The sequence below is a fragment of the Bradyrhizobium sp. P2_E8 genome, from assembly GCF_056403875.1.
Genome location: NZ_JBFUES010000519.1, coordinates 1 through 5,251, shown reverse-complemented (window position 1 = coordinate 5,251; position 5,251 = coordinate 1). Strand labels below are relative to the sequence as shown.

6 protein-coding genes and 1 pseudogene are annotated in these 5,251 nt (G+C 63.3%); 3 read left to right on the top strand and 4 right to left on the bottom strand.

Translation table 11 applies throughout. The features are described from left to right. A pseudogene (locus AC1D00_RS25320) lies at positions 1-233 on the top strand (anti-sigma factor family protein); the annotation flags it as partial. A gap of 325 nt (positions 234-558) precedes the next feature. Here AC1D00_RS25320 and AC1D00_RS25315 read toward each other — a convergent pair. Continuing rightward, the gene (locus AC1D00_RS25315; RefSeq protein WP_027546202.1) at positions 559-1,521 is read right to left on the bottom strand and encodes a DnaJ C-terminal domain-containing protein; all 963 of its coding nucleotides are present in this window, start codon (positions 1,519-1,521) and stop codon (positions 559-561) included. Between the two features lie 110 nt (positions 1,522-1,631). Then, the gene (locus tag AC1D00_RS25310; RefSeq protein WP_404558311.1) at positions 1,632-2,039 is read right to left on the bottom strand and encodes an RT0821/Lpp0805 family surface protein; all 408 of its coding nucleotides are present in this window, start codon (positions 2,037-2,039) and stop codon (positions 1,632-1,634) included. Positions 2,040-2,152: 113 nt separating this feature from the next. On the opposite strand from AC1D00_RS25310, the gene pdxH reads away from it, so the two are divergent. Together pdxH and AC1D00_RS25300 are read left to right on the top strand one after the other, a co-directional pair. After that, a complete protein-coding gene (gene pdxH / locus AC1D00_RS25305; protein ID WP_477012523.1) occupies positions 2,153-2,794 on the top strand; it encodes a pyridoxamine 5'-phosphate oxidase in 642 nt (213 codons plus the stop codon). 74 nt (positions 2,795-2,868) lie between these two features. Then, the gene (locus AC1D00_RS25300) at positions 2,869-3,621 is read left to right on the top strand and encodes an SDR family NAD(P)-dependent oxidoreductase (protein ID WP_027546205.1); all 753 of its coding nucleotides are present in this window, start codon (positions 2,869-2,871) and stop codon (positions 3,619-3,621) included. 182 nt (positions 3,622-3,803) lie between these two features. Here the strand turns inward: AC1D00_RS25300 and AC1D00_RS25295 are convergent, their stop codons facing one another. Both AC1D00_RS25295 and AC1D00_RS25290 read right to left on the bottom strand, forming a co-directional pair. Continuing rightward, entirely contained in the window at positions 3,804-4,022 is a 219-nt protein-coding gene (locus AC1D00_RS25295) for a hypothetical protein (RefSeq protein WP_074077209.1), read from the bottom strand. A 184-nt stretch (positions 4,023-4,206) separates the two neighbouring features. Continuing rightward, on the bottom strand, positions 4,207-5,184 hold the full coding sequence (locus tag AC1D00_RS25290; RefSeq protein ID WP_135177388.1) for a magnesium transporter CorA family protein: 978 nt from the start codon (positions 5,182-5,184) through the stop codon (positions 4,207-4,209). Positions 5,185-5,251: the final 67 nt, after the last annotated feature.

Sequence of the window (5,251 nt, the reverse complement as noted above, 5' to 3'; positions counted from 1 at the left end):
GGCCGGCCTCGTTCCTGATGTATGAGGGCGCCTCGGGCGAGCGGTACACGATCTACACTGCCAAGACCGAGAATGGTGCAACGCAGATGCGGTACGCCAGGACGGACAAGGACGGCGCGCTGTTCTGGGCCGAGCGCGGCGTCGGCTACGTCGTCAGCGGCGGCGGCGATCGCGACCGGCTGACCAAGGTGGCGCAGGCCGTGTACGACCAGGCAGAGAAAAACGGCACCTAGACAACCGCGCAAGCGCGGTGCCTCGATTCCGTCATTGAAAATTTGGAATCAAGACATCGGCGCGTCTCATTATCGCACCGGATGATCACGCGAAAATGAGTAGCGTTCGATCCGCCGATCGACGCGGGCGGCCTCGATTGGGGTTTTTGGTACCGCGCTGGTCCCCCTCTCGAGGCCGCACCTTTTTATCGGCTGCCCCGCCGGACAGCCGACACGTCGAGCATGTGAGCCGGGAAGCGCTATCGCGCCTCAGGCATATGATGAGCATCATCTCCAGGGAGGATGCTGTAGACCTTTGGAAAACCCCTTCAGTTCCGATCGCGCCCTAACCAAGCCCGCTACGTGGATTGTAGGGGTGTTGGTCCCGCCACTTCTCCATCAATGCCTCAAGCTCGGCGTCGTTCCCGTCCGGTAGCATAATCCTGACGGTGACGAAGAGATCCCCGGTTCCGCCCGCTTTGGGCAGACCCTTGCCCTTCAGCCGGAAGGTGCGGCCGCTGGAGGTGTTTTTGGGGACCGAGAGTTCGACCGCATTGCCAAGGGTCGGCACGCGGACCTTGCCGCCGAGCACCGCCTCGTAGAGCGTGACCGGCAGGTCGATCCTGAGATCCGCGCCCTCGACCTTGAAATACGGGTGCGGCGCAATGCCGATGGTGATCAGGAGATCGCCCGGCGGATGGCCTTGGGCGCTCTCGCCCTGCCCGCGCAGCCGGATCTGCTGACCCTCGGTGACGCCGGCCGGAATCTTGACGTTGAGCTCCTTGCCCGTCGGCAGCCGGACGCGCTTCTCGCCGCCCTTGACCGACTCCTCCAGCGAGACGGACATGGCGACGTTCACGTCGAGATCGAGGCCGACCCCGCCGGTGTCGAATTCGAACTGCCCGGCGCTGCCGGCCCCGGGCCGCGCGCCGCGCACCCCGCCGCCGAACATGCTGTTGAGGATGTCTTCAAAGGCGCCGCCGCCCTGACCCGGGCCGCCGCCGGAGCGGAACGTATAGCTCTCGAACCCGCCGGGACCCGCGCGGCCACGCGGCCCGCCGCCGCCCGGAAAACCCTGGAAGCGCGGCTTGCCGTCGGCGTCGATCTCGCCGCGGTCGAACTGCTTGCGCTTGTCCTCGTCGCCGAGGATCTCGTTGGCCGAATTGAGTTCGGCGAAACGCTCGGCGGCCTTCGGGTCGTCCTTGTTGCTATCGGGATGGTGYTTCTTGGCAAGCTTGCGATAGGCGCTCTTGATCGCGGCAGCGTTGGCGCTCCGCGGCACCCCCAAGACCTCATAGGGGTCGCGCATCCGTCACGTCTCCTTCAAAGAAATCGAATTGTTCAAAGGGCTCCCCGCCCCACCTGCGAACCATGTGGGGAGAGAGTGGCATTTTTGCAACTAGGATWGCCGGCCGAATCCTAGCTCCGCCACGGCTTTAGCGTATGAATCTCCCAACGGCCACGGCTGCTTTGGCAGCCGGCGCCCTGGAGCCAGCTTTCGGTATTGCCGTTGACGTAGCTCGCGAGGAAATCGCGGCATTTGCGGCCGTCCTCGGCGGCATAGGATTGCGCGATCGGCGTCACCGAGCCGCGCGCCCCGGTATCCGGATTCTCCCAGTGCTGGCTGGAATCCTTGTCGCCCTTGCTCAGCACGTCGGACGCAGCGTTGCGGGCGAAGGCAAGATCAGTCTCGGTCGGTGCCGCGTCCTTCGCCGGCCGCATGATCGAGCCGGTGAGGTCGCTGTCGGCGGCCTTGGCATAGGCGCTGGTGTCATTGCGGGAAAAGCTGCAGCCGCCAGTGCCGAAGCCGATCAGGATCACCGTCATGGCAAAGCCGGACGGCCGGATCGCCGATAGGCCAACGCGTCCCCATGCCCTATATAGGGCGGTAGCGGACAACAACGCGTTTTGGGCCGCGGAACGCAACTCGGACTCCAGACATGACCGACACGAYCTCGATGAAACACCAGACACCCTTAACATCCGGTGATTTCACCGCCGCCGACGAGCCTTTTGCGCTGTTCGAGGCCTGGCTGAACGAGGCGATCAAGAGCGAGCCGAACGATCCGAACGCCATGGCGCTCGCAACCGTCGACCCGGAAGGCCTGCCTGATGTGCGCATGGTGTTGATGAAGGGCTTCGATACCGAGGGTTTTGTCTTCTACAGCCACATCGCGAGCCAGAAGGGCCGTGAACTCGCCGCAAATCCTAAGGCAGCGTTACTTTTTCACTGGAAGTCGCTGCGCCGTCAGGTCCGCATCCGCGGCAACGTGACGCCGGTGACCGACGCCGAGGCCGACGCCTATTTCGCCACCCGTCCCAAGCAGGCGCAGATCGGCGCCTGGGCGAGCAAGCAGTCCGAGGCGCTGGAGAGCCGCTTCGCCTTCGAACAGGCCATCGCAAAAGTCGCGGCCAAATACATCATCAGCGAGGTGCCGCGGCCGCCGGGCTGGAGCGGCTGGCGCATCACACCGGTCCGCATCGAGTTCTGGCACGATCGCCCATTCCGTCTGCACGACCGCATCGAATTTCGTCGTGACGCCGCGGGCCAGAAGTGGTCCAAGACGCGGATGTACCCTTAGCATTTTGTTTGAGCATGATCTTTTCGGAAAACCGCTGCACTTTTCCGGATCATGCACCAACCTGAAAGACCTTCATGCCGCATTCGTCAAACGCACCGCGACGCACGCTGCTCCTGACCGGAGCGAGCCGCGGCATCGGCCATGCCACCGTGATCCGTTTCTCCTCGGCGGGCTGGCGCGTCATCACCTGCTCGCGGCATCCCTTCCCGGAGGACTGCCCCTGGGATGCGGGCCCTGAGGACCACATCCAGGTCGACCTCGCCGACCCCAAGGACACGACCCGCGCGATCTCCGAAATCCGCGACCGCCTCGAGGGCGGCATGCTGCATGCGCTGGTCAACAACGCCGCGATCTCGCCGAAGGGCCCGGGCGGCTCGCGGCTCGGCTCGGTCGACACCGATCTCGATACCTGGACGCATGTCTTCCACGTCAACTTCTTCGCGCCGATCATGATGGCGCGCGGACTGATCGAGGAGTTGAAGGCGGCCAGGGGCTCGGTCGTCAACGTCACCTCGATCGCGGGCTCGCGCGTGCATCCTTTCGCAGGCGCGGCCTATGCCACCTCCAAGGCCGCGCTCGCATCGCTGACGCGCGAGATGGCCTCGGACTTCGGCCGCGTCGGCGTCCGCGTCAACGCGATCGCGCCGGGCGAGATCGACACCTCGATCCTGTCGCCGGGCACCGAGAAGATCGTGGAGCAGCAGATCCCGATGCACCGGCTCGGCACGCCCGACGAGGTTGCCAAGATCGTCTACGTGCTGTGCACGGACACCTCGTCCTACGTCAACGGCGCCGAGATCCACATCAACGGCGGCCAGCACGTCTAGGCGCACTGTCATTCCGGGGCGATGCGAAGCACCGAACCCGGAATCTCGCGATTCCGGATTCGCCTCAGGGCGCTCCGGAATGACGGTGAATTGGATTTTTGAATCTGCCGTAACTTGGAACGGAAGCAAGGCGATCCAGACAAAGCCGCCGCAAGACCTGGATCGCCCTTACCTTCCGTTGCTCAATCGAGTCGAATCCGACGTGACCTCTCGCGCGGCCTTGGCGTTGCCGTGCTGAATGCGGTCGAGCAGTCGTCGTCGTTCTCACCATCGAGCAGCGGAGCACCACAGTGCCGGCACATGCGTGCCGACATCGACGACGCCTTGCCGTTCGCCAGGGCCTGACGATAGTTCGCCAGATCGATGACGTTCCGGGGCGACGTTATGTGTTTTTCAACCATGGCTGTTCCTCGCGGCTACGCACTACTTATCGCAGACAAGTTTCGCGCAAACGTTCAGCTCACCGCTCAAATTTTACCGGAGGAATTGGGGCGGCAGCCACGATCACCGCGACGCCGCAATCCCGCTCTATTCTGCGACACCAAGTACCGTGTCTCGACGAACGGCGTAAGGTCTCGGTAGGTATCAGAGCCACTTCTTGAACTTGAAGATCCAGTACGGAACGATGGCCGCGATCAGCATCAGCACCAGTGCCATCGGATAGCCGTGCACCCATTCGAGTTCCGGCATCGACTTGAAGTTCATGCCGTAGATCGAGGCGATCAGCGTCGGCGGCATCAGGACAACAGCCATGACCGAAAACAGCTTGATGATGTTGTTCTGCTCGAGATTGACGACGCCGAGCATGGCGTCGAGCACGAAGGTGATCTTGCTGGAGAGATAGGAGGCGTGGTCGGTCAGCGAGGAGACGTCGCGCTGCATGGTCTTGAGCTGCTCGCGCATGTCCTTGGACCATTTCACGCCCTCCACCACCGCCGAGAGGAAGGCAACGACGCGACCGATCGACACCAGGCTCTCGCGAACCTTGGAGGTGAGATCGCCCTTGCGGCCGATCGAGATCAGGATCTGGGAATATTGCTTGGCGTGGCCGTGGCGCTCGCTCTCGGGCTCGAAAATGTCATGCGACACCTGGTCGATCTCGGCGCCGCAGCGCTCCAGAATGTCGGCGCAACGGTCGATCACGGCGTCCAGCAGTTCCATCAGCACCATCTCGCCGGTGATCGCCGGCGTGCAGGAGCGGCCAAGCTTGGCCTCGACCAGGGCGAACGGCTTCGGCAGGTCGTAGCGTACCGTCACTAGGCGGTGGTCGCCGAGAATGAAGGTCACCGCCGTGGTCCGGGGCATGTCGGTATCCGAGTGGCACATCAGCGTCGCGGTCATGTAGCGCGCGCCGTTCTCGATATAGAGGCGGCTGGAGATCTCGATCTCCTGCATGTCCTCCCGGGTCGGAATGGCGATGCCCGCCAGCCGCTCTACCGCCTTGTCCTCGGCCGCACTCGGACTGAAGAGGTCGATCCAGACCGCGCTCTCCGGCAGCGCCGTGAGATCCTCGACGACAGCCTTCTTGAGGGAGGACTCGGAGGGGACAAACACCGAAAACATGAACAACTCCAGAGAACCTGCGACAGAATGACAGCCTTTAGCGCGATTCTGACAAGTTCATCATGAC